The sequence below is a fragment of the Flavobacterium sp. genome, from assembly GCF_027484205.1.
Taxonomy (GTDB): Bacteria; Bacteroidota; Bacteroidia; order Flavobacteriales; family Flavobacteriaceae; genus Flavobacterium.
On the sequence record NZ_JAIXUB010000013.1, the window covers coordinates 363,707 to 386,226 of the forward strand.

Below are 22,520 nucleotides of genomic sequence, written 5' to 3' on the forward strand. Positions count from 1 at the left end.
AAATAAGTATGAAAATTTTTAACTAAATTGCAAAAGATTTTCTGCAGGTCAGAAGTATAGCATAGCTATATCAAAGGTATGGATAAAGTATGAAATTGAATAATCAGAGGGTATGCATCTATCCGAAGGACATACAACGAATAACAGGCAAGAGTTATCGTCAAAGTACTAGATTAATGCAAAAGATAAAAAAAGACCTCAACAAGCTCGAAAATGAGTTTCTAACGATTGAAGAGTTCTGCACATATTCAGGTATAAAATATGAACAAGTAACTCACTTGATTTTTGGTTAAAATTGGAAAATACTTCAGATAGATTTTAATCAAGATATACACAATCAAATACTTGAACAACTTGTTCAATTTTTAGTAATGTTTATTGAATTTTAATTTGCTATATCATTGCAAATGAGTATATTTACAACTCACAAATGAAATGTAATTTTTACGATTAAAAAGGGGGTAAAATCGGTTACACAAATAAAAATTCAATTATAACGAGCTGTTATAGAATACGTTGAAATAGGTAATCAAATCCCTCTTTCTCCGCAGACAAAAACCGATTAGGAAACTAATCGGTTTTTTTATTTTACCATGGAAACTGTTTCCCTAAGTCAACTATGAACTTCTTAAAAGTCGATGAATAGTATTTTTATTAAATATTAAATTAGTTTTTCCTTTTTAAACACAGAAGGCGTCATACCTTTTTTATTCAAAAAAACTCTATTAAAATAACTCAGAGTTTCAAAACCACACTCAAAGGAAATCTGACTAATTGTCTTTTCTGATTGTGCCAACAATCTGCAAGCCTCATTAATTCTTATTTCATTTAGATAATCGGAATACGTTTTTCCTGTTGCTTTTTTAAAAAATTTACAGAAATTACTTTCAGTCAAATAAATAAGATTTGCTACTTCACTCAAAGATATTTTATTGTTAAAATTGCTTTGGATGAACTGACAAACTTTATTAATCCGCATTTCATTTTTCTTTGAAACAACATTATGAAAAGTATTGGATGCTATAAATGTTGCTTGTTGTTTAGATAAATCATCTAAAATTGTTATCAACTTCAAAATTCTATCTACTCCTGAACTCTCAGTTAAACCAATAATTTTAGAAACTATCACTTCATTAGTCTCGAAACTAATTCCTCTTACAGAAGTTTCCAACATATTTTTAATCAATACACTTTCTTTAAGTTCTAAAAATGACGAAATAAATTCTTTAGAAAACTGAATTACTACAGCTTCAGAATAAACATCATCTTCTAATATTCCAGACCAAGTGTGAGGTAAATTGCTTCCCAACAAAACTAAATCACCAGCACTAAAATACTCATAAGAGTCACCTACAATTCTATAACCACTTCCCTTAACTATATAAGTCAATTCAAACTCTGGATGATAATGCCATTTAAACTCAAAAAAAGGAACCTGAAATCTGTAAGCATAAAAACTTGAAGTTCCTTTTTCTGATGGTATGTCTTCTAATTTGGCTTTCATAGTTTATTATAAACTTATTTTAATATTAATATCCAAAAATAATTCAATATAGTGTCATAATCTAACAAATTAATGTTAAATCTATCCGAAACGAATTTATAGATTTGAAAATCCTAAAATAGAATAACCAATTATAAATTACTAGATTTTAATACTATAGGAATATGCAAACAGTACCAAAAACAATAACCGAATTTCTTGAAACACCTTATTCGCTTTCGCAAGAACAAATTGATTTCTATCAGAAAAATCGATTCATCAAATTAAAAGAAGTTCTAAATCCAGAAACGGTTCAGTTCTTTAACGAAGTTATTACAAAACAAGTAAACGTAATGAACCAAGAGCAAACAGCACTTGAGGACAGAACTACTTACGGAAAAGCATTTCTACAATTATTTAATTTATGGTTGGAAAATACAGTAGTAAAAGAATTAATTTTTAGTAAACGAATAGCAAAAATAGCTTCTGATTTAATGGAAGTAAACGGTGTTCGTTTATACCACGACCAAGCTTTGTTTAAAGAAGGTGGCGGTGGAATTACTCCTTGGCATGCTGACCAATATTATTGGCCTTTAGAAACTGATAAAACCGTTACAGCTTGGATACCTTTACAAGCAACACCACTCGAAATGGGTCCATTAGAATTCAGTGCTGGAAGTCATACTATTGTAGAAGGTCGCGAACTAGAAATTGGAGACGAAAGTGAAGAAGTAATTCAAAAAAAATTAAAAGTAACTGATTTTAAACACGTCATTGAAGCTTTTGATATTGGCGAAATTAGTTTCCATTCAGGTTGGGTTTTTCATCGTGCTGGTGCCAATGTAACTAATGAAATGAGAAAAGTAATGACCATCATTTACATGGATAAAGACATGATTTTGAAAAATCCGGAAAATAAAAACCAAATACACGATTGGAATACTTGGTGTCCCGATGCAAAAATTGGTGAAATCATCAACTCTCCTATTAATCCAATTCTATATTCAAACTAATATGGATGTAAAATATACTTGCACCTTTTGGGGTTGCGAACAACAATCGGCAAAAGATTTTTTATCCAATGTTGTAGCCAATGGTTATGATGGTGTAGAAATCAATTTTCCCGATGATACCAATTTCATAGCAGAATTTATGGAAGAGTTGAAAAATATTAGAAATACTGTTAATCCTAATTTTATTTTCATCGCACAACAAGTATTGTCTAATAAAAATGAAACGGTTGATGAGTACATTAAAAGAATTACAGAACGATTAGAATTTTTAACAACCCTAAAACCAGATTACATCAATTCTCATACGGGCAAAGATTTTTATGATTTTAGTGATAATTGTAAGATAATTGAAATCATAGAACATATTTCTCGAAAATCAGAAATTCCTATTTGGCATGAAATACATCGTGGCCGATTTTCATTTCATTTAAAAACGCTTTTAAAATATATTGACATCTTTCCAAGACTAAAATTAATTGCTGATTTCTCTCATTTCTGTGTGGTTTCTGAAAGTAATTTAGATGACCAAAAAGATTTATTAGCCAAAATTTATCCCAATATAAAACACATCCATGCTCGTGTTGGATTTGAGCAAAGTCCGCAAGTGAATAATCCTTTCGCACCAGAATGGAACTCGTACTTAGAACGCTATTTAAGTTGGTGGAACGAAATCATTGAAATTCATAAAAAAAGTAACGGTTCTCAGATAACAATCACACCCGAATTTGGACCATTTCCTTACATGCCACAAGAACCATTTACACAGAAACCACTTTCGAATCAATGGGAAATCAATCTTGAAATGAAACACTATTTACAACAAAACCTTATAACCAATGGATAAAAATAACAAAAACTATATTCTTTTTATTGCTTTGAGTGCAGCGCTTGGCGGATTATTATTTGGCTACGACACAGCCGTAATTTCTGGAGCAATTGGGAATCTAACTGAGTATTTTCATTTGACTCCTATTGAAACTGGTTGGGCAATATCAAGTGCATTGGTTGGCTGTTTAATTGGTGCCTTTTTCTCTGATTATTTGAGTAACCGATTCGGACGAAAAACAACCATGATCATAACAGTTATTCTATTTATTCTAAATTCTGTTGGAACGGCGCTACCCAATTCATTCACCATGTTTGTGATATTTCGTATTGTGGGCGGAATTGGTGTGGGTATTGCTTCAATGGTGGTGCCAATGTACATAGCTGAAATTGCTCCACCAAAAAGACGTGGCGCTTTAGTAGGTAATTATCAATTAGCCATCGTGATTGGTATCGTTGTAGTCTATTTTGTAAATTACTTCATCGCTTTACAAGGCGATGCCCATTGGAATTTGAATATTGGTTGGCGTTGGATGTTTGGCTCTGAAATTATTCCTTCTATCCTATTTCTCGTTTTTATATTTCTAATTCCAGAAAGTCCAAGATGGTTGTTTCAAAAAGGAGAAACTTCAAAAGCTATTGGTGTTTTAGAAAAATTAAATGCTCCTGAAGATGCTCTCTTAGTTCAAACAGAAATTAAAAATTCACTACACCAAGAAGATAAAAATCAGTGGAAACATTTAGTAAATCCTATTTTCAAAAAAGCGTTTTTTGTTGGTATCGGACTTTCCATTTTACAACAATTAACAGGTATTAACGCCATTTTATATTATGCGCCAGAAATTTTTAAAAACTTAGGAAGTTCCACAGATGTTTCGTTACTGGAAACCAGTATTCTTGGAGTAGTAAACTTAATTTTTACCTTATTGGCTATTCGATTAGTTGATAGAATGGGAAGAAAGCCTTTGCTCTATATGGGTTCTATAGGAATGACTATTGCATTAGCAGCAGTTGGGTTATTTATTTATTATGACGCAGTTGGCAATTGGGTTTTACCTTTTCTATTACTGTTTATGGCTTCTTTTAGTATTTCTTGGGGACCAATTGTTTGGGTATTATTATCTGAAATTTTTCCGAGTAAAATCAGAAGTTTAGCATTGGCAATTAGTGTTTTTATTCAATGGGTAGCTAATTTTGTAGTCACACAAGTTTTTCCAAGTCTGGTTGAAAATCAATGGCTAAAAGATAATTTTAATGGCGCATTTCCTTTTTATTTGTTTTCACTAATTTGCCTATTTTCATTATTTTTTGTTTGGAAAAAAGTACCTGAAACCAAAAATAGAAGTCTGGAACAAATGGATGATTTATGGAAATAAGTAAAACACTCTTTAGCGCATTATTATTGTTTTGTAGTTTGAATATAAATGCTCAAAACAACTCCAAATATGTAAATACATTTATTGGAACTGATGGTACTGGACACACCTTTCCTGGACCTTCATTGCCTTTTGGAATGGTACAACCTGGACCAGATAATAATATTGCTGGATGGAACCATACGAGTGGGTATCAATACAAAGACACATTGCTTTTGGGATTTTCACAAACGCGTTTCAGCGGAACAGGTATTGGTGAAATGGGTAACATTTTGTTGCTTCCATTCAATGAAAAAAAGCTAAAATTCAAAAATAGCTATTTCAAAAACACAGAAAAAGCAACTGTTGGCTATTATTCATTGACAAAGAAAGATGATATCAAAGTTGAACTCACTTGTTCCGAAAGAGTAGCTTTTCACAAATATAAATATCCAAACAAAACGGCAAAATTGCTGCTTGATTTCCAACACGGATTTCAATTCCTAAATGATAGTTTGGTTCTGGAAAGTGATATCAAAATTGAAAATGCAACTACTATTTCTGGCTATTGCAAAACTAAAGGTTGGGTAACCAAAAAGTATTTCTTTACTATTCATTTTCAAACGCCATTTGTAGCATCAAAAGAACTTCCGAAAGAGAAAAAACAAAATGCACCAAAATTCATGTTGGATTTTAATTTGCCGAAAAATAAAGTTTTACAAATAAAAATTGCTTTATCATCAGTAAGTGTTGCAGGAGCAAAACAAAATTTAAAGTCAGAAATACCGCATTGGAACTTTGAAAAAGTAAAGCAAAACGCTGAAAAAGTTTGGAACAATTATTTGAATAGAATTGATATCGAAGCACCTCAAAAACAAAAGGAAATCTTTTATACTTCGTTATATCATTTATTGTTGCAACCATCAAATATTGCTGATGTTGACGGTAACTATCGTGGTGCAGATGATAAAATTGCATTAGCACCAAATAAGGAATACTACTCTACCCTATCCATTTGGGATATTTATAGAGGTGCGTTTCCATTATTGCAAATTATGGCACCTGAAAAAATTGACGGAATTATAAATACAATGCTTTTACATCACAAAGCTGCTGGATTTTTACCCATTTGGACCGCTTGGGGACAAGACAATTATTGTATGATTGGAAATCACGCCATTCCGATGATTTTGTCGGCTTACAATAATGGTTTTGATGGTTTTGATAAAGAAGAAGCACTCAAAGCCATGATTGAAACTTCAACCAAAAGTCACATTAATTCCGATTGGGAATTGTACAATCAATACGGTTATTATCCATTTGACAAATTAGATAATGAAGCCGTTTCAAGAACACTAGAAAGTGGTTTTGATGATTATTGTGTGGCAAAAATGGCTGAAATTTTAAACGATAAAACAAATCAAGCGGAGTTTCAAAAAAGAGCCAATTACTATAAAAACCTTTTTGATACCGAAACAAAATTATTTCGAGGTAAAGATACCAATGGCAACTGGAGAACTCCATTTGATCCTTTAACTGCAACATCACCCATGAACAATCCAGGCGATTATACCGAAGCCAATGCTTGGCAATATTTTTGGACACCAGCGCAATATGACATCGATGGCATGAAAAATCTATTGGGCGGAAAAAAGGAATTCACTAAAAAACTAAATGATTTTTTTACTATTGAAAGTTTAAATCCAAACAAATTTCTAGGTCAAGAAGCGATGATCGGTCAATATGCTCACGGTAACGAACCAAGTCATCATATTGTTTATTTGTATGCGTATTCTGAAACACCAAAAATCGGACAAAAATACATTCATAAAATCATTAACGAATTTCACAACAATACACCTGATGGCATGATTGGAAACGATGATTGCGGTCAAATGTCGGCTTGGTACATTTTGTCAACCTTAGGTTTTTATCCTGTAAATCCTACTAATAGCGAATTTGTTCTTGGAGCACCACAAGTTAAAAAAGCAACCTTACATTTAAAAAGCAACAAAACGTTTATCATCGAAGCCAGTAATTTTTCTTCAGAAAATGTATATCAGGAAAACCCAAAACTGAATAACGCGCTACTATCAAAACCATTCATATCCTATTCAGAAATTATGACTGGTGGAACTCTTAATTTTCAAATGACAAACAAATAATAAACAATGAGAAATATATATTTAATAATAGTAATTCTAGCTTCTTACACCATGAATTCGCAAGAGCAAAACACAAATAAAGTTGAAGAAAAATATCAGATACTACCTTTTGGAAGTATAAAACCTTCGGGTTGGTTAAAAACACAAATGCAAAAAGATGTCGATGGTTTTGTAGGTAATTTGGATAAATTAGTGCCTGACTTAATCAATGACCCAATTTACAGTTCAGGAAGATTGCACAAAAACAGCGAAGTCAAAGATTTAGGAAACAATAAAGAAGGTGATGCTGAAGGCAGTGAACAATACAAATGGTGGAACAGTGAAACCCAATCCAATTGGTGGGATGGCTATATCCGAAACGTCATTTTATTGAACGATAAAGTGGGACTTAAAAAAGTTAAAAAGTACGTTCAAGGAGTTTTAAAAACCCAAGACGAAGACGGTTACATTGGCATTTATGACAAAGATTTGCGTTACCAATTCAACTCTGAAAATGGCGAATTATGGTCGAAAGCAACCATGTATAGAGGTTTACTAGCTTATTATGAATACACAAAAGATAAAAAACTATGGAACGCTATTGTGAAAGCAGTTAATAATGTAATGACCAATTATCCTATTGGAACATCCAGTCCGTTTTCATCGGGTAATGCATTCAATGGTGGCGTTTCTCATGGATTGACTTTTACCGATGTTTTGGATAAAATGTATCAAATTACAGGCGACACAAAATATACAGATTACGCACTATTTCTATATCAGGATTTTAGCAAAACCTATCAGTCTGAAAAAGATGTACAATTGAGTAACATCTTAAATCCAAATTACAAATTACAATCCCATGGCGTACATACATATGAGCATTTGCGACCTTTACTCGTAGCTGCTTATGCATCTAACAATATTGAATTACAAAAAGCACTACAAATTTACATTCAAAGAATTGAAAATACCACAACACTAACTGGTGGCGCAATTGGCGATGAATGGATTGCCGAAAGAAACGCCGATGCAACACATACAGGATATGAATATTGTTCTTTGCACGAATTATTAGATAGTTATTCCGTTTTGTTTCAAAAGCAAGGAAATTCAAAAACGGCCGAAGCAATCGAAACTATTTTTTACAATGCAGCTCAAGGTTCACGAAACCCAAATCATTCGTGTATTGCCTATTTAAAAACCGATAATTCATTCGAAATGGAAGGAACTAAGAATGGTGAAGTTGAAGCTAATCGAAAACAAACCAGATATAAATATTCGCCTGCGCATCAAGATGTTGCCGTTTGTTGCAATCCAAATGCAGGAAGAATTACACCTTATTTCATCGAAAAATCTTGGTTGAAAGAAAGTGATGCTGTTCTAGTAAATGTGCTGTTGATGCCTAATGTTGTTGAAACAAAAATTCATAATCAAAACGTAAAAATAGAAACGATTACGGAATATCCTTATCAAAATAAATTCACTTTCAAAATAGCAAATCCAAACAAAACTTCTTTTACTTTAAAAATTAGAAAACCTTCTTGGGTTACAGATATCTCCACAAAAGAAAAATATACCGTAGAAAATGACTTCTTGATTTTCGAAAGACCGTTTACTAAAGAAGACGCTATTGAACTAGAATTCAATACCAAAATTCAAATAAAAGAAGATACAAACAAGGAAAAATATTTCTCTTATGGTGCTTTATTCTATGCCAAACCTATCGAAGCCATAGAGCTAAAAGGCAAATCGTATTTTACCAATTTTGATGATTTAATGTACAAACCAAAAGACAATAATCGATTTCAATTTATGGAAGAAAACCAAGCCACATTCAACAAGGGTCAAATTACTATCAAAGCAAAAAATAAAACAACTAATCAAATAGAAACTGTGACGCTTATTCCTTTTGGAAAAACCATATTAAGACAAGTAAGTTTTTAAACTAAGAAAGATGAAAAAAATACTTTTACTACTCACATTATTTAGTTTTTCAACCCATTCACAAATTAAAAGAATTGAACCATCTAATTGGTGGATTGGGATGCATCTAAACGAAATAACACTTCTTGTTTATGGTGATGCTATAAACAGTTTAGAACCTTCAATACAGTACAAAGGTGTTAGCATTACCAAAGTAGATCAAGTTGAAAATCCCAATTACTTATTTATCACTGTCAACATAAATCAATCTGCTGAACCAGGAAAAGTAAAAATCAATTTTAAAAAAAACGATAAATTAATTTCTACCAAAGAATTTTCACTACTCTCCAGAGAAAAAGAAAGTGAAAACAGAGCAAGTTTTACACAAAAAGATGCCATACTATTAATTGTTCCCGATCGATTTGCTAACGACAATCCTAAAAATGACAATGCCATTGGCTATCTTGAAAAAGCCAACAGAACGAATGAAAGCGGACGACATGGTGGCGATATTCAAGGAATAATCAACCGATTGGATTATATTCAATCAATGGGTTATACCCAAATTTGGAACACACCTTTGATTGAAAACAATATGCCCAAATACTCTTACCATGGCTATGCAGCAACCGATTTTTATAAAATAGATAGCCGATTTGGAACCAATGACGATTTCAAAAAACTAGTAACTGAAGCCAAAAAAAGAAAAATTGGTCTTATTTGGGATGTAGTACTAAATCATTGTGGTTTAGAATACTATTTTGTAAAAGACTTACCTACCAATGATTGGCTAAATTTCCAAGAAACTAAAACTAAAACAAATCATATTAAATCGACCCAACTTGATAAATATGCCACAATGGTAGATAAAAATAAATATACTGATGGTTGGTTTGATGACAGCATGCCCGACTTAAATCAAAAAAATCCTTTTGTTGCTAGTTTTTTAATTCAAAATTCAATTTGGTGGATTGAATATGCTGGTTTATCAGGAATTCGTGAAGATACTTTTTCCTATTCTGATAAAGATTTTTTAGCAAAATGGACCAAAGCAATTTTAGAAGAATACCCAAATTTTAATATTGTTGGCGAAGAAATGACAACCGTGACCGAATTAGCTGCATATTGGCAAAAAGACAAAGTAAACGCTGATGGTTACAAATGCTACTTACCTACTCTAATGGATTTTTCCTTGACTGAGAATCTAGTAAAATCATTGACAACTACTAATAATTGGTGGTCGACTTGGAAAGAAGTCTATCAAGGAATTGGTCAAGATTATATTTACCCGAATCCTAATAATCTATTAATTTTTCCCGATAATCATGACTTAGATCGATTTTATAGCAGAATAAATAAAGATTTTGAACATTGGAAAATCGGTATGGTTTTTTATGCTACAATGCGAGGTATTCCTCAATTTTATTATGGAACAGAATTGCTTTACTCCAATGAAGTTTCAGGTAATGACGGTCAAAGACGTGCCGATTTTTATGGCGGTTGGCAAAATGATTCTAAAGATGCCATCACCAAAAAAGGACTGACTGAAAATGAACAAAAAGCCCAACAATTTTTTAGTACACTTTTAAATTGGAGAAAATCATCAAATGCAATTCACACAGGTAAATTCAAACATTACGCACCAAATCAGAATGATGTTTATGTTTATTTCAGATACACCGACAAGGAGAAAGTCATGGTAATCCTCAATAAAAACAAAGAAAAAGTGTCACTAGACATGAAACATTTTGAAGAGATGATTCCAAGTTCTTTTAATGCAATTGATGCAATAACAAATACAAAATTATTCGTAAATAACACATTGGATGTAGAAGCTAAAAGCACCTTAATATTGGAAATCAAATAAACAAGACCAACTTTTGCATCAACAACACCCATTACTCGTAACTTTTTAGTAGTGGCAGTGATAAAATCAACTGCCGAAATACATGAATTTACTTTTTCAAAAGAAATATCCAGCAACAAAACAGCATAGCCATTCAAATCATGAATAATGTTTGTATGTGTTTTTTTCAAAATACCATAAACCCACCAAATACTATTTTATAATAACTAATATATCAACCATCGAGAGAAAAATCAAATTAAATGTCATAGTTTATGTTAACTTTGAAGAGTTCAAGTTCAATATTAATTTAATAAATCTCGACTTTTTGAATAACTTTGCAACATTATAAAATAAAACAAAAACCACATTTAAAGGAAAATAATAAAATGGATTTATCAATTCTGTAAATGATTTTAAAAAATCATCATAGTAATCTTTATTAAATGTTTAACGGGATTAATAGTGATATTCTATAATCTGACTATTCTTAATGAACTTGTTCAAAATCAAAATGAAAAAACTTATTTTTTCTTTATTTTTAGTAGTATCGTTCTCTTTAACCTTTTCTCAAGAGCTAAATAAACTAGAAATAAAACAAACACGAAGCATACAGGAAAAACTCATTTCAAATCCAAAAAAAGCATACCTTGAAGCTTTAGAAATTAGTAAATCAAAAAACGAGTTGCTTAGTTTTCACGGTAAATATTATATAGCCAATTACTATTACAACAAGTCAGAATTAATTCACTCAAAAGAACTTCTCGTAAAACTTATCGATAATATTGAACAAAGTAGCATTTCAAAATCTAGCAAAGGTTATCAAGATTTGATTATCATGTGTATTAACAAACTATTTTATGTTCATAAAAACTTGGGAGAATATGATTTGGCCTTATCTTACCTTAATAAATATGAAAAAAAATTCTCTACCAATCATTTCAACGAGCAATACGGGGCAATAAAAGTAGCTATGGGCGACTATGTTGGTGGTATTACTTTACTAAAAAAAGAATTACAAACTACGCCACATTTAAAACTGGGTGTAGAGGAAAAAAAAATAATGAACAACAAATTGTTTGCTGATAAGTATAATATAATTGGGGAAGCTTATCAAGCATATTATTTGAAATCAAAAAAAATAATTTTCATAGATTCTGCAAATTACTATTTCAGTGCTGCGGCTAAAATAATGTTAAAAGATAATTTCTATCCAGATTATACCAAAGCATTGTTGAGTATGCGATTAGCAAAGAGCGCAGCCTTATCAGGTAATTATGTTAAATCATTGTCTTTATATAGAGAGAGAAAGAAATATCCAGTTATTAAAGATAACATAAGGACAGAGCAATTATTTGATTTAGGAATGGGTGATTGTTTTTATCATTTAAAACAAGTCGATTCCGCACTTTTCTATTGTAACAAATATGTTAAAAACTATCAAATAACTAAAGTTTCAAAAGAAAATCTATTAATGGCATACAACATTATGACGCAGTGTTATAATGAAAAAAAAGATACCAAAAGCGCGTATTTGTATGCTAAAAAAAGTTTAGAATTAATTCAGTCAATTGAAGAAATAAAAAGTAAATCTTTAAATTTTCTTCACGATTATGATTTGGATATTATAAAAGAAGAATCAAACAAAATCATTACTTCACAAAACTATTTAAAAATTTCACTTCTAGGTATATCATCGATATTACTAATCGTTAGTATCGGTTTTTATTATTACTACAAACTTCAAAAAGAAAAGCACATTCGCTTTTTAAAAATTATCCAAAATCTCAAAGAGTCAAAAACTTCTAGTGAGGAGCTCAACCTGAATTTGAATAACACAGAAGGACTTCCAAAACAAATAATTGATGAAGAACTTGTTGAAAAAATTGCTAACGGATTAAAAAAGTTAGAGCAAAAAGAAGCATTTCTAAATCCGAACTTCAAGTTAGCATTTGTAGCTAAAAAGTTAAATACAAATACAGCCTATTTGTCACAATATTTCAATCAGGTGATACAAAAAACCTTTTCAGAATACACCCAAGAATTACGAATTCATTATGTGCTTCAAAGGCTGAATGATGCACCTTATTTTCGTAAATATACCCTGCAAGCTATTGCAGAGGAAGTCGGTTACAAAGATGCCAATACGTTTGTTCGGGTTTTTAAAAAGCAAACAGGGCTTTCTCCTAATTATTATATTGAAAAATTAAAAAACACAAATTAAGTATTTGAAAATCATTAAAATAAACCTGTAAAAACCACCTAATTATTTATAAATAGTTCAATAAACAAATTGCTATAGTTTTTCTTATATCATAGTTTTGGAAGAAATTTTTTTAAACTTAAACTCATGAAAACTATTAAAATTATTGTCATTGCTATTTTTGGATTTTGCAGTGTAAAAGTTAATGGAGCTGATTTATATGTTAGAGATGCTGGTGCTGGTGGTGCTTTTTCCACAATAAGTACAGCAATCGCTCAAGCTTCAGATGGCGACAGAATTATTATACGTCCAAAAGCGGCTGGACTTCCATACATCGAAAATTTAGTCATTAATAAATCGCTAACTTTTGTTTCAGAAATAAATTTCTCAACTTATTTAATTCAGGGAACAGTATCTATTACTCCTCTTTCAGGAAGAGTAGTTACTGTGCACAATATGAATTTAACAAGTACTTTTTCTTCATCTGCTGATTCTACTGGCGGCAGAACAACAATAAATGTTTATAATTCGTCTTTAAACGGCGGTGTGGTTGCCAATAAACTAAATACTTCCTTAAATATATCTGGTTGCACTGTTACAGGAACTATTTCTTGCACACACGGTAGAATAACCGGAAATACAGCTGGTAGAATACTCGTTTCTACAAATGTTGCAGACACAAGCTTAGCTACAGATGGTATTGAAATAATTGCAAATGCAGTACTTAATAGTAATGAAGCAATTTGGCTTTTTCAAAAAAACTACAAATCTACAATATTAAATAATTATTGCGCATTTGGAAATATTACTGTAACAGATGCCAAAAGCCTAAGCGAAAATGAAATTAGAAACAATGTAATATCTTCTGGAGCACTGACGGGAATATATATTGGAATACCAACAGGAAATAGCGCAACTTTTTATGTACTAAATAACGTAATATGTCCTTCAAACGCATCTTCAACTTATGAAGAAGTAATTAACTCTACTACATCAACAGCAACTGTTTATGTAAAGTATAATGCTTCAAATTCAGGATTTACAACACTTAATTGTATAGCAAACAATAATATTAGTAATGCTACAATTACTTTCAATTCTACTACACGTAATGCTACAGGTACTGCACTTGTAAATGCAGGAGCTATAGAAGATGATTTTGCAGATATCGATTTAACTAGAAACGACATAGGAAACCGAGGAGGATCTGACACGTGGGAAAATTACTGGCCTGCTAACTCTGTTAACATGCCGCTTGTAAATTATTTGTTAACACCACGAAGAATTTATCTTGGTACAACAGAAATGAACGCAATAGGTTCGGGATATTCAAAATAATCGAGTAAGCAATATATAAGTATGAAAAAATATATTTATGGTATAGTGGCTTTACTTACGTTTAGTTTATGCGTTGCCCAGCCAGTTACATTAAATCAAGCAGAATACTTTTGGGACACTGATCCAGGTGAAGGCAACGGAACAGCCATTACGGCGGTTGATGGAAATTTTAATAGTGCATTTGAAAAAATTAATTTAACTGGATTAAATGCTCCAAGCGTTGGTTTGCACAAATTCAGCATTCGTGTAAAAGATAACTTAGGTGTTTGGGGACCAATTTTTACCAACATTATTGCTGTAGAACCAACAACTCCAACACCCATTACGCTAACCCAAGCCGAGTATTTTTGGGATACTGATCCTGGTGAAGGAAGTGCTACACCACTTTTAGCAGTTGATGGTAATTTTAACAGTGCTTTTGAAAAAGTAGCAATTGCAGGTTTAGATGCGCCAAGTGTGGGGATACATAAATTCTCTATCCGAGTTAAAGATAGCCAAGGAGTTTGGGGACCAGCATTTACCAGTGTAATTACAGTGGAACAAACAACGACAACAATACCTGTTAGTTTATTTCAAGCTGAATACTTTTGGGATAATGATCCGGGTGAAGGTAGTGGCACACCATTGTTAGCAACCGACGGAAATTTCAATAATGCTTTTGAGCAAATTTTTAATACTACAATTCCAATAGTAAATCCAACAGGTCTTCACGTTTTTAACGTTCGTATTAAAGATAACCAAGGAATTTGGGGACCAGTGTTCAAAAATGTAATTTATATTGAAACCGTTTTAGGAAGTGAGGAATTTTCAATTTCAAAAATTATTGTATATCCCAATCCTGTCAAAGATATTTTAAATATTTCATTGGATAAAGAAATTACAGTTGTTTCAATTTATAATTTGTTAGGTCAAGAAGTTATGATAAAATCTGTAAACAGCAATCAAACTTTAATGGATATATCTAATTTATCTGCAGGAACTTATTTAGTAAAAGTTGCATCTGGTAATGAGGTAAAAACCGTGAAAGTGGTTAAAAATTAATTAACCATTTCCCTAAAAATCCCAAATTTTTACTTTTTGAGTTTGGGATTTGCTTGTAATTAATGAACTTATTTAAACTCATCAATTAAATTAAAAAACAAATGAAAAAAACAATTACTTTTTTAGTATTATTTATAACACTACAAATGTCTGCGCAATGCTGGCAAAGTATTAGTACAGGGTATGATCATTCATTAGCTGTTAAAAATGATGGAACGCTTTGGGCTTGGGGTTCAAATGGAACCAGAAAATTGGGAGATGGAACAAACATAGATAAAACTATACCAACACAAATTGGATTTGATACCAACTGGCTACAAGTTTGTGCTAATTTTTCTTCATCGTTTGCAATTAAAACGGATGGTACACTATGGGCTTGGGGTTGGAATTATTATGGTGACTTAGGTTTAGGCACAACTTCTACATCACAAGGCACTCCAATACAAGTAGGAACCGATACCAATTGGCAAAGTATAAGTTCTTCAAATGACTTTTGCATAGCGCTAAAAACAGATGGAACATTATGGGCTTGGGGAAGAAACGATTATGGTCAGTTAGGAGATAACACAACAATTTATAGAAACATACCTACTCAAATAGGAACAGATACAAACTGGCAATCAGTTTCTGTTGGTCACTATCATTGTATGGCTATAAAGTCTAATGGTACACTTTGGGGTTGGGGATGGAATAGTAATGGAAAATTGGGAGATGGAACAAACATAAATAGACTTGTTCCTACTCAAATTGGGATTGCAACCAATTGGCAAAAAGTAGATGCTGGTTTTAATCATTCTTTGGCAATAAAAACAGATGGTACACTTTGGGCTTGGGGTACAAACTACAATGGAGAGTTTGGTATGGTAACATCATCATTTATTTCAAATATTCCTATTCAAATTGGCACAGATACTGATTGGCAAGATGTGTCTGCAAGTCAGTGGTTTACTTATGCTATTAAAACCAATAAAACACTATGGAGTACAGGCAGAAATGAAGAAGGACAGTTAGGTAATGGAACAAGTGGTACAACAGATGTTTTAGTATTTACTCAAGTTGGTACTTTTTCTGATTCCAATAAAATTGCAACAGGTTGGTATCATGTTTTAAATACAAACCAAGACGGTTTTATTAGAGTAACTGGAAAAAATGACAAAGGTCAGCTAGGAGACGGAACAACTGTTCAAAAAAACTCAATTACCACTATTTCCTGCTACCCTACCGTATTATCTAATGAAGAATTTGCTATCAACACAATGAAAGTCTATCCAAATCCTGTCAAAGATGTTTTAAATATTTCATTAGATAATGAGATTGATGTAGTTTCTATTTTCAATTTGTTAGGTCAGGAAGTCATGACAAAATCTGTAAACAGCAATCAAACTTTAATGGATATATCTAATTTATCTGCAGGAACTTATTTAGTAAAAGTTGCATCTGGTAATGAAGTAAAAACCGTGAAAGTGGTTAAAAATTAATTAACCATTTCATTAAAAATCCCAAATTTTTCCTTTTTGAGTTTGGGATTTACTTGTAATTAATGAACTAATTTAAACTCATCAATTAATCTTAAAAAAATAAAATGAAAAAAAGAATTATTTTAATTTGCCTATTGGCTTTTTTGTACTTTATTCCCAGTGCTGTTGCGCAATGCACTACTGCTACCAATGGATTATTTCCTAGTAATACATTTACTCCTGCTTGCAATGGAAACTATGAAACAATAACAAGCCAAAGTTGGACAGGCGAATACAGTAATGTGAACGTAATTGCAAACAAACAATATTCGTTTTCAAGCTCTGTAACAACTGATTATATTACAATTACTAATGCAACTGGAACGGTTGTTTATGCAAGTGGCACACAACCTGTAATTTGGGATTCTGGTAGTATTACAGGTGGAATTCGTTATTACCTTCATTCCAATGCTACGTGTGGTAGCGAACAAGTGGTAAGGTCGCGCTATATTCGATGTGCTGACGCATCAAACTGTGTAGCTCCTTCAAACTTGACTGTAACAAATATAACATCCAATTCTTGTAAAATGACTTGGACAGCAGCATCACCAGTACCTCCTTCAAATTATGATATTTACATCGTTACCACAAATAATGTTCCTAATGCAAATACTACTCCAACATTATTTAGTACAACAAACTTAACTACTTCTATGTCTTTAAATGTTGCGGCTGGTACTACTTATTACTATTGGATTCGCTCAAACTGTGGAGCTACAACTGGAACATGGATTTCTGGAGGTAGTTTTACTACGCCACCTGCACTAACTTGTAACGGTGCAATTTATGGATTATATCCTGAAGCAACTTTTACACCAGCATGTACAGGAACTAATGAACAAATTGTTACAAATGCTTATGCGGGTGAGTATTCAAATGTTAACGTTTTAACAAACAGACAATATACTTTTACTAGTTCAATTTCTACAGATTATATTACAATAACAAATGCGACAGGAACTACAGTTTTAGCAAATGGTTTAACCCCTTTAACATGGCTATCTGGTACAACTTCTGGAGTAATACGATATCATTTAAATACTAATTCTAGTTGTGGAACTCAAAACACAAACAGAGTGAAATCCATTACTTGTGCTACAATAACAAGCTGCAATGCTCCAACGCAATTATTTTTCGATCCTGAATCGGCAACAGTTGTAAATATCGCATGGACAGAACCAAATCCTGCGCCAAGTAATGGTTATGTTTATTGTTATAGCACAGTTAATGATCCTTTTTCAGCAAGTGCAATTACAGGACAAACCTCAAATACTTTTGCAGTTTTAAACAATTTAACACCAAACACTACCTATTATTTTTGGGTAAAATCAAATTGTGGTGCTACACAATCTAACTGGGCTTCAGGCGGTTCGTTTACAACAGCTACTGCTTCTGGTTGTAGTGTGCCTACACAATTATTTTTCGATCCTGAATCGGCAACAGTTGTAAATATCGCATGGACAGAACCAAATCCTGCTCCAAGTAATGGTTATGTTTATTGTTATAGCACAGTTAATGATCCTTTTTCGGCAAGTGCAGTTACAGGACAAACCTCAAATACTTTTGCAGTTTTAAACAATTTAACACCAAACACTACCTATTATTTTTGGGTAAAATCAAATTGTGGTGCTACACAATCTAGCTGGGCTTCGGGCGGTTCGTTTACAACAGCTGCTGCTTCTGCGACTTGTTTTGCCCAACTTAGTTGTGCTGCTTTGGGAGCTACAGCTATCAAATCGGATGGCTCATTATGGGCTTGGGGCAATAGTGTAAATGGTTCCATAGGTGATGGAGCGAATACAAGCCGAAATTACCCAGTACAAATTGGCAATTCAAATCTTTGGCAAAGTGTTTCTCAAACTGCTTTTTCAGGTATGGCTATAAAAACAGATGGTACGCTCTGGGGTTGGGGACAAAATATTGGAAATATCAATTCTACTTCAGGAAGTGCAGTATTGTCGCCTATACAGATTGGAACAAGCAATAATTGGCAATCTGTCTCAGCTGGTACAGGTCATACGATGGCAATAAAAACCAATGGAACACTATGGGGTTGGGGTTCAAATGGATATGGACAGTCGGGTGTAAATGACTTTGAACCAACGCAATTAGGAACTGACACATGGATTTCTGTTTCAGCTGGTTATGATTATACATTAGCAATTAAATCAAACGGTACGCTTTGGGCTTGGGGATACAATAACAAAGGACAGTTGGGAACGGGTAATTTAAGTAATAGTAATACGCCAATTCAAATCGGCACAACGGCTAACTGGTCAAAAGTAGTTGCAGGTAATGGTAGTTCATTTGCCATTAAGACCGATGGTACTCTTTGGGCTTGGGGTGACAACCAATACAGTCAATTGGGTGACGGAACCACAACCAATAGGACTACACCTGTACAAATTGGTACTGCGACCAATTGGCAACATATTGGCGCAGGTGGTTCACATGCAGTGGGCAAAAAAAATGATGGCACTATTTGGGCTTGGGGTATAAATAATTATTCACAATTGGGTAATGGTAGCACAACTAGTTCCTCAGTTCCAGTACAAATTGGATCAGCTACCGATTGGTTAACCATTGATGCCGGAGTTTCATCAACATCTGCTATTAAAACCGATGGAACAATGTATGTATGGGGACGTAATAATTTAGGTCAACTTGGAGATGGAACCTACACACAGCGTAGTGTGCCTACAGCTATTAACTGCCCGTCAACTAGTTTAGCCGATGAAAATTTTGAATTAAATAAATTAAAAATATATCCAAATCCTACAGATGACATTTTAAACATTTCATTAGATAATGAAATTACAACGGTTTCAATTTTCAATTTAATAGGTCAAGAAATTTTATCGAAATCTGTAAACAACAACCAAACTTCAATAGACATTTCCAATTTATCAGCTGGAACTTATTTAGTAAAAGTTTCATCAGGAAATGAAGTAAAAACTATAAAAGTGGTTAAAAATTAATTATTTTATTTGCTTTTAAATATCCCAAATTCCATCAACCTGGAGTTTGGGATTTTATTAATACAATTTAGAGCTTATAAAAATTGTAAATAAAATAGCAATAACGCTAGTATCAGCTTTTAATTAAGGGTAAAAAAAACTTTAAACGAAAAAAATTATGAAAAAAAAATTATTAGTTGCATTGACTTTAATGGCAATCTTTACCGGTTGCAATAAAGATGACGAGGAAGAATCATCAACTCAATCCATTGTAGGTAAATGGAGAACAATAAAATTTGATTATTATATAAATGGAGTTTTTGACGAAACTGAAACTACTTTCGAGGAAAATTCAACGTGTCCAGATTATATAGAATTCAAAGCTAACGGTACTTATGTAGTTATTGAAAACGATGCCAATTGCAATGCAACAGCAGATGAAAGTGGTACATACGAATATAATGGTACAAATATTACTACTATTTCAAATGGTTCAACCGAAATTTCAACTGTAATTTCTTTAACAAAAACAGATTTGAAAATTGACTTTACTGAATCATCAGGCGCAGCAGAATATAAAAGTGTTGGGTATTTTAAAAAAATAAATTAAACCGTTAAACAACTTCAATTACTGAACATTTTTAAAATTTAAGATTTTTATAATTTATTTAATTGGTTAGTTAATCTAGCTACAGAAATTTTCAGCATCTAACGTTCAAAATTTATATAAAGTCACTAGTAACATCGATTTAGCGATATTGTTGCTGATGTGCAAAATTCAACATGAATTTTTCAATTGATCTGTTGTAAAAACGTGACTTCTTTCCTTCGATTTCTTCCGCATCGCTAACTAAAGTCTAAACTTCTTGGTAAATATTTGACTACCTTAACATTTAATGCAATTTTAAAATAATAATAATGAATTTTAAAAAACTAGTTGTAACAACTTTACTATTTCTAACAACTTCAATTTGTTTTGGACAAAAAAATAATACCATAAAAAGATTAGACTCTTTATTCACCTCACTTTCTGAACAAAACCAATTTAGCGGAAGTGTTTTAATAGCCGAAAAAGGAAAAATAATCTACAAGGACGGAAAAGGATATAGTAATGAAAAGACAAAAGAAAGGAATAACTCAAAAACTATATTCGAATTAGCATCGTGCAGTAAACAATTTATAGGTGTTGCAATAGCACTACTTCACAGAGATGGTAAAATAAAGTACACCGATGATATTACAGTATACATTCCAGAGTTATCCAATTTTAAAGGTGTAAAAATCTACGATTTATTGAGACATACCAGTGGAATTCCTGAATTTTTAGGGAAATTTAGAGAAGATTGGTTATTAAACAAGAAAATGGCAACCAATCAAGATGTTATCAATTATTATGCTCAAAGTAAAGACACCTTAGAATTCAAACCTACATCAACCCATCAATATTGCAATACAAATTATGTTCTTTTAGCGACTATTATTGAAAGAATATCAAATCAAAAACTTCAAGATTTCTTGTTTAAAAAGATACTCAAGCCTTTAAAAATGGAGAGAACTTTTATTTATAACAGGCGAGAAAATCCAAAGAAAAAACTAAAGAATTATGCATTTGGATATACTTGGGTAAAGAACTCTTTTGAAAAAGCAACTGAAGACGATCCCAAAATTGGAAACATGACCGCTTATTATTTAGATGGAATTATTGGGAATGCTAAAATTAATTCAACTGTGGAAGATATCTATAAATGGATAAATGCAATCAAAAATAATACTTTGTTAAGCCAAAAGGAATTTAACGAAGTTATGGAAATAACTAAAACAACGGATAACCAAGATGTAACCTACGGCTTCGGTTTTGAAGTTCGTAAAAATAAAAACAGTATAAGCTATGGCCACACCGGAAGTTGGGACAGTTATTGTACTTTTATTCATTATAATTCGGCAAATGATAGAACAATTATCGTCCTAAATAATTTCAGAAACGGAGTATATCCCTATGAAAAAATTAATGAAATTATAGATAACAAACCCAACACAAAGGAATTTATTAAAAAGGTAAATGTAGACGAAAGCGAAATTAAAAACTATGTTGGAGATTATGTTGACCAAAAAAATTCTTCTGAAAAACACATTATAACCTATTTAAATGGATATTTAATTTATAATACCGACAAAGAAAATTGGGACATGAGATTTTTTCCAACATCAAGCAGCACATTTCAAGCAGTAAGACAAGGTGGAACGGATGGTGTGATGACTTTTACAAAACTGAGCGATGGAACAATGAAATTGGAAATGACACAGTATGGACAAGTTATTGGAAAGGGAATAAGAAATTAACAGCTACTGAAAACAGCTTGTAAACACAAAAAAAAGTCAATTAGTTAAACATTAATTTTATACTGAATAATCAATCAATGAAAAAAATCACCTTTATCCTCTTCCTTCTTTTCTTTGAAGCAAATTCATTTGCTCAAGATACAATACCTTTCGTTCTGGGTAAAAACAACAAAATCTATATCAAAGCACGAATTAACAACTCTGAGGAATTGAATTTTATGTTCGATACTGGAGCTGATGAAAATGCAATCAAAAAATCAGTACTCGATAAAAAAGCAACATGTAAAATTGATGGCAAAGACAAAAACATTGGTATCGGTGGCACTCATGAAGTGGAGACTTCTTCTGTCAATACCATACAAATCAACTCCAACAGCAAAACCAATCAAAGGTTGGTCGTTTTGGATTATGAAGACGACTTTGAAGATGGCATCATTGGTTGGCCTTTCTTTGAAAACAAAGTGGTAAACATTAATTATGGAATCAAGAAAATAATTATTCATGATCAACTTCCTGAAATTCCAAAGGAATA

15 protein-coding genes are annotated in these 22,520 nt (G+C 32.2%); 14 read left to right on the forward strand and 1 reads right to left on the reverse strand.

All coding sequences use genetic code 11. The features are described from left to right. Positions 1–661 precede the first annotated feature (661 nt). Positions 662–1,504, reverse strand: coding sequence for an AraC family transcriptional regulator (locus Q0049_RS05880; RefSeq protein ID WP_298117577.1), 843 nt, complete (start codon positions 1,502–1,504; stop codon positions 662–664). 164 nt (positions 1,505–1,668) lie between these two features. Here Q0049_RS05880 and Q0049_RS05885 point away from each other — a divergent pair, with 164 nt between their 5' ends. From Q0049_RS05885 to Q0049_RS05950, 14 genes are all read left to right on the forward strand, one after another. After that, the gene (locus Q0049_RS05885; RefSeq protein WP_298117579.1) at positions 1,669–2,496 is read left to right on the forward strand and encodes a phytanoyl-CoA dioxygenase family protein; all 828 of its coding nucleotides are present in this window, start codon (positions 1,669–1,671) and stop codon (positions 2,494–2,496) included. 1 nt (position 2,497) lies between these two features. Beyond that, positions 2,498–3,340 (forward strand): TIM barrel protein, encoded by an 843-nt coding sequence (locus Q0049_RS05890; RefSeq protein WP_298117581.1) that lies wholly within the window; start codon positions 2,498–2,500, stop codon positions 3,338–3,340. After that, positions 3,333–4,697 (forward strand): sugar porter family MFS transporter, encoded by a 1,365-nt coding sequence (locus Q0049_RS05895; RefSeq protein WP_298117583.1) that lies wholly within the window; start codon positions 3,333–3,335, stop codon positions 4,695–4,697. Before Q0049_RS05890 ends, Q0049_RS05895 begins: the two co-directional genes overlap by 8 nt. Beyond that, positions 4,688–6,841, forward strand: a complete 2,154-nt coding sequence (locus tag Q0049_RS05900) for a GH92 family glycosyl hydrolase (protein WP_298117584.1) — start codon at positions 4,688–4,690, stop codon at positions 6,839–6,841. The genes Q0049_RS05895 and Q0049_RS05900 overlap by 10 nt, the downstream gene beginning before the upstream one ends. 6 nt (positions 6,842–6,847) lie before the next feature. After that, the gene (locus Q0049_RS05905; protein ID WP_298117587.1) at positions 6,848–8,767 is read left to right on the forward strand and encodes a beta-L-arabinofuranosidase domain-containing protein; all 1,920 of its coding nucleotides are present in this window, start codon (positions 6,848–6,850) and stop codon (positions 8,765–8,767) included. A gap of 10 nt (positions 8,768–8,777) precedes the next feature. Next, on the forward strand, positions 8,778–10,613 hold the full coding sequence (locus tag Q0049_RS05910) for a glycoside hydrolase family 13 protein (RefSeq protein ID WP_298117589.1): 1,836 nt from the start codon (positions 8,778–8,780) through the stop codon (positions 10,611–10,613). A 493-nt stretch (positions 10,614–11,106) separates the two neighbouring features. Beyond that, complete coding sequence (locus Q0049_RS05915) at positions 11,107–12,816, forward strand: AraC family transcriptional regulator (protein ID WP_298117591.1); 1,710 nt, start codon at positions 11,107–11,109, stop codon at positions 12,814–12,816. A 126-nt stretch (positions 12,817–12,942) separates the two neighbouring features. After that, complete coding sequence (locus Q0049_RS05920; RefSeq protein ID WP_298117593.1) at positions 12,943–14,133, forward strand: hypothetical protein; 1,191 nt, start codon at positions 12,943–12,945, stop codon at positions 14,131–14,133. Between the two features lie 21 nt (positions 14,134–14,154). Then, positions 14,155–15,174, forward strand: coding sequence for a T9SS type A sorting domain-containing protein (locus Q0049_RS05925; protein WP_298117595.1), 1,020 nt, complete (start codon positions 14,155–14,157; stop codon positions 15,172–15,174). Between the two features lie 101 nt (positions 15,175–15,275). Continuing rightward, the gene (locus tag Q0049_RS05930; RefSeq protein ID WP_298117597.1) at positions 15,276–16,652 is read left to right on the forward strand and encodes a T9SS type A sorting domain-containing protein; all 1,377 of its coding nucleotides are present in this window, start codon (positions 15,276–15,278) and stop codon (positions 16,650–16,652) included. Between the two features lie 104 nt (positions 16,653–16,756). Beyond that, positions 16,757–19,669 carry a fibronectin type III domain-containing protein gene (locus Q0049_RS05935; RefSeq protein WP_298117599.1) on the forward strand — a complete coding sequence of 971 codons (2,913 nt, stop codon included), beginning with the start codon at positions 16,757–16,759 and terminating at the stop codon, positions 19,667–19,669. A gap of 157 nt (positions 19,670–19,826) precedes the next feature. Further along, positions 19,827–20,258 (forward strand): lipocalin family protein, encoded by a 432-nt coding sequence (locus Q0049_RS05940; protein WP_298117601.1) that lies wholly within the window; start codon positions 19,827–19,829, stop codon positions 20,256–20,258. Positions 20,259–20,566: 308 nt separating this feature from the next. Beyond that, positions 20,567–21,988 carry a serine hydrolase gene (locus Q0049_RS05945; RefSeq protein WP_298117603.1) on the forward strand — a complete coding sequence of 474 codons (1,422 nt, stop codon included), beginning with the start codon at positions 20,567–20,569 and terminating at the stop codon, positions 21,986–21,988. Between the two features lie 77 nt (positions 21,989–22,065). After that, the coding region (locus Q0049_RS05950) for a retropepsin-like aspartic protease (protein ID WP_298117605.1) at positions 22,066–22,520 on the forward strand (455 nt) is incomplete at its 3' end.